This is a genomic window from Chamaesiphon sp. (genome assembly GCF_041737865.1).
Lineage (GTDB): Bacteria > Cyanobacteriota > Cyanobacteriia > Cyanobacteriales > Chamaesiphonaceae > Chamaesiphon.
The window spans coordinates 1-3,039 of the sequence record NZ_JBGSQZ010000248.1; the positions used below are offsets into that span (position 1 = coordinate 1).

Annotated in this window: 4 protein-coding genes; all 4 read right to left on the bottom strand. The window is 44.4% G+C overall.

The window, feature by feature from the left end:
- Nucleotides 1-126: 126 nt before the first annotated feature.
- The 4 genes from ACEW9J_RS18665 to ACEW9J_RS18680 all read right to left on the bottom strand — a co-directional run bounded on the left by ACEW9J_RS18665 (nucleotide 127) and on the right by ACEW9J_RS18680 (nucleotide 2,724).
- Nucleotides 127-468 carry a hypothetical protein gene (locus ACEW9J_RS18665; protein WP_373546600.1) on the bottom strand — a complete coding sequence of 114 codons (342 nt, stop codon included), beginning with the start codon at nucleotides 466-468 and terminating at the stop codon, nucleotides 127-129.
- Nucleotides 461-1,504, bottom strand: coding sequence for a YhcG family protein (locus ACEW9J_RS18670; protein WP_373546601.1), 1,044 nt, complete (start codon nucleotides 1,502-1,504; stop codon nucleotides 461-463). Before ACEW9J_RS18670 ends, ACEW9J_RS18665 begins: the two co-directional genes overlap by 8 nt.
- Nucleotides 1,505-1,568: 64 nt before the next feature.
- Nucleotides 1,569-1,745: a hypothetical protein gene (locus tag ACEW9J_RS18675; RefSeq protein ID WP_373546602.1), complete on the bottom strand. Its 177-nt coding sequence runs from the start codon at nucleotides 1,743-1,745 to the stop codon at nucleotides 1,569-1,571.
- Between the two features lie 361 nt (nucleotides 1,746-2,106).
- Nucleotides 2,107-2,724 (bottom strand): hypothetical protein, encoded by a 618-nt coding sequence (locus ACEW9J_RS18680; protein WP_373546603.1) that lies wholly within the window; start codon nucleotides 2,722-2,724, stop codon nucleotides 2,107-2,109.
- Nucleotides 2,725-3,039 lie beyond the last annotated feature (315 nt).

Genomic DNA, 3,039 nt, shown 5'->3' on the forward strand with positions numbered 1-3,039 from the left:
TCGATTGGGATTTTATTCCGGGCTTAATTTATCGATATGTCCGACTTAATTGCCATAAAATTGACTTTTACCTTCGCAACCTCAGCCTCTATAATCCCTATCACATAATGATTTAAGGGATGCTTGTCACCCCTTCAGCCATCCAGCACAATGGACTGCTTGCACCACTGCTAACTTATTATGCCCATCCAAGACCTCAATCCCGATCGCATGAATCGGCGAATCTTCCCGTAACTCCCGCCACACCTGTAAGACTCCATAATTTACCTGGGGCACGGGAATTTGATGCTTGGTTTCAATCCGTTTTCGCGCCCGTTTCTGATTGATCCGATCGCGATTATTAATGTAAAAACGTCGAGCAGTGCAAAGTTTATCATCCCAGCAGTTAGGATGTTTAGCCCTAGCTTCGGCTGGGGATAGGGAGGCGCAACGGAGGCATTTAGCAGGGGTTTCTCTAGATTTAGCCACCCACATCTTCCTCCCACTCAATCGCACCTAGTTCGGCCTCTAGCTCTGTGGTTGAAGGTAATTCTGACTGTAAAGGATCGGGTAAGGATTTAGTCAACGCCTCCGTCCACTCAGCTACGCCCATCGGTTTGTTGATATCCCGCAGCGCATATTCCGCCACCACCCCATTTTTAGACCGACACAACAATATCCCAATCGTCGGCTCATCATAAGGATGGCGCAACAAATCATCCACCGCTGACAGGTAGAAATTCAGCTTTCCCGCGTACTCTGGTTTGAATTCATCCACCTTTAATTCAATCACCACATAGCAGCGCAGTTTGAGATGGTAGAACAGCAAATCCAGTCGAAAATCTTGACCGCCTATCTCCAGGGGAAACTGTTTGCCTACGAATGCAAAACCTGCCCCCAGTTCCAGTAAAAACCTCTCGATATGTTGAACCAAAGCACTCTCAAGCTCTCGTTCCTGAGCTGCTGTGCCCAAGCTGAGGAAGTCGAACACGTATGGGTCTTTCAGAGTTGCCCTCACCAGATCCGAACGATCTGGTGGTAAAGTTGCTTCAAAGTTAGTCACAGCCTGACCCTGGCGTTGATATAACTGGCTCTCAATCTGGATTGCCAGTATATTCCGCGACCAACCATTAGTCGTCACCTGTTGGGCATACCATCGCCGAGCGGCTAAGTCCTTCACCTTGTCTAGAATCATCAGATTATGACCCCAAGGAATTTGTCCAACAACCTGTTGGACTATTTGCTCCTCCGAATAAGCTTCAGCGAAAGCCCTCATGTACATCAAGTTGGTGCGAGATAATCCTTTGAGTTCGGGGAACTCCTCTCGCAAATCCTGAGAAAGCCTGTCGATGACTTTTGCACCCCAACCTTGTTGAGACTGTCTCAACAGAATTTCTCGTCCAATCTGCCAGTAGAGCAGAATCAGCTCCCGATTGACAGCCAGAGCCGCCCGAATTTGGCTGGTGCGAATCCGCTGTTTGAGACTGATGAGGAGTTCCTGGTATTCAGTACTAAGTCGATCCATACGGGTTTGAGGGGATTACCGTTTGCAAGCGTTGTTTTGGGGAAATTCAATCAGTTATCTTAAATTACTCTTCAGGACGCTCAATCCCAATCGATTGAATTCTTAAATCGCAAATTTCTTTGAATATTTCTAACTTTTCGCGATCGGTAGCAGCTCGAAAAATCTCAGCAACGGCAATAACCGCTTTATTTTTAGGTTCTGCCATATCCTGTTCTTGTAGATCCTCGGTACGTCTGGGCACAAAAGCAACAAAGTCAGCAGGTCTATAGTAATCTGAATCCTTTGCTGACTGAATCTTTAGTTCTAGCTCCTCTTTAGTGCTGGCAGAGTGAATGATTCTACCATCCTCAAATAAAATCCACCAAAGTCTTTACTTTTCATTTGAAAGCGTTACTGGATAATCTATTGCAAGGGTATTTGTTCGATCTACGACCATAAACACAGTTTAACTTTATCTTTAACTCTATCTTTGTTTTTTTAACCCTATCTCTAACCCTATCTAAGTCTATCTTGCCTGATGGTGCCAGCACAAATCACGATTCAAGATACTCGAAGCTCGGCTCGGTCGCAAAAACCAGGAAATCAGGAATAAATTTTCTCCCTCAATCAGTAAAATAAATACAATAGGTACTTAGATCGTAGAGGCTGCCCTCTCCACATAAAAAAGGTGCTTTAGCTCCAGTATTCCGAATGAGTTGGTAGATATCCTCATTGCCCTCAAAATTAGAACCATAACAAACTTGCAGTCGGACATAGTTAAGCTGATAAAGCTGACTCACAAAAGTCCTCACGATATCATTACACACATTTGAACATGCTTGCAGTTGGCCGATACTAAAGCATTGCAAAATTCGCATACTCATCCAGATTCGCTGACAAACCGTCCGAAAGTAGAGCGTGTTTTGAATAGGTTTTACCTTTTTTGTACCTGGTATTCGAGGTCTAGGCTTGAGAGTATAAAATTTAAGCTGTGAATAGTACGTCGAATGCACTCGATATCGAGTGCGATTTCTGGCACGAGTGAGGAATCCTGCTGCTTCCCAGTAAGAAATTAAGATCGCCGCGTTAGTTTCATCAATCCGGCTCCAGAAGGTGAGATAGCAGGGATCGCAAGTTTCACGCCATAGATCCAACCAACAAGGTTGTCGATAGAATTCATCCGCGTAATTTAACTTGGAGCATTCGCGTAGCGTCTCCGATAGGAGAATCGTTTTCTTCATATTGCCAACCTCCAAATTTCCTCAATTAATACTAATCCTCAATTACTTTAATCATCGCTATAATCTACTTGTCGAGCAAAAAACAAGGGACGATCTGCCCATTGTTGAGAGTCAATCTTCTCCCACCGTTGTACCCTCGCAAATGACTCAATTCGCTGAAGGGGTGACAAGCAGCGATCGAATGCAAGCCTAGTAATGATCGAGAGGAATGTCAGGTGGGTGAAATCTGAAGCAAGAGCGTACAATTGTATTGAAACGAGGGGGTGAGATAATAAGAGTAAAAAAATGCTCTAATTTTTAGAGCATCAACATAAA

Bases quoted from the DNA above. Each gene is read 5' to 3' on its own strand.
- ACEW9J_RS18670 (WP_373546601.1), bottom strand. From the start codon at position 1,504: ATGGATCGACTTAGTACTGAATACCAGGAACTCCTCATCAGTCTCAAA.
- ACEW9J_RS18680 (WP_373546603.1), bottom strand. From the start codon at position 2,724: ATGAAGAAAACGATTCTCCTATCGGAGACGCTACGCGAATGCTCCAAG.